The organism is Alkalihalophilus lindianensis (genome assembly GCF_032843265.1).
Taxonomy (GTDB): Bacteria; Bacillota; Bacilli; order Bacillales; family Bacillaceae_D; genus Alkalihalophilus; species Alkalihalophilus lindianensis.
This window is the reverse complement of sequence record NZ_JAWJBA010000732.1, coordinates 1-251: the sequence shown is the minus strand read 5'-3', so window position 1 is coordinate 251 and position 251 is coordinate 1. Positions and strand designations below refer to the sequence as shown.

The window sequence follows — 251 nt, the reverse complement described above, 5'->3', positions numbered from 1 at the left end:
TGCTTTACCTTTAATAGATTCCGCAGGCTGGGTTGGCCGACCACAATCAGCGAAAGGGGAGACATTGAATCTTGTTTAAAGTTGAGAATAAAGCGTAATTCCTGTAACATAGTATCAGAAAAGTGATGAGCCTCGTCCAATACTATGACGAGAAGCTTTTTTTCATTTTCATAAATATCAAGCATCAAAGACTGGTATTGTCGCTTAACATCCGTTGATCGAAAAGCAGGCTGAATGCCGGAGTTCTGTAG

General features: G+C 40.6%; 1 protein-coding gene. It reads right to left on the bottom strand.

Annotated elements, in window-relative coordinates; genetic code table 11:
- Window positions 1–251 (bottom strand): AAA family ATPase (locus RYX56_RS24110; protein WP_317124351.1); only part of this gene is annotated, 251 nt, incomplete at both ends.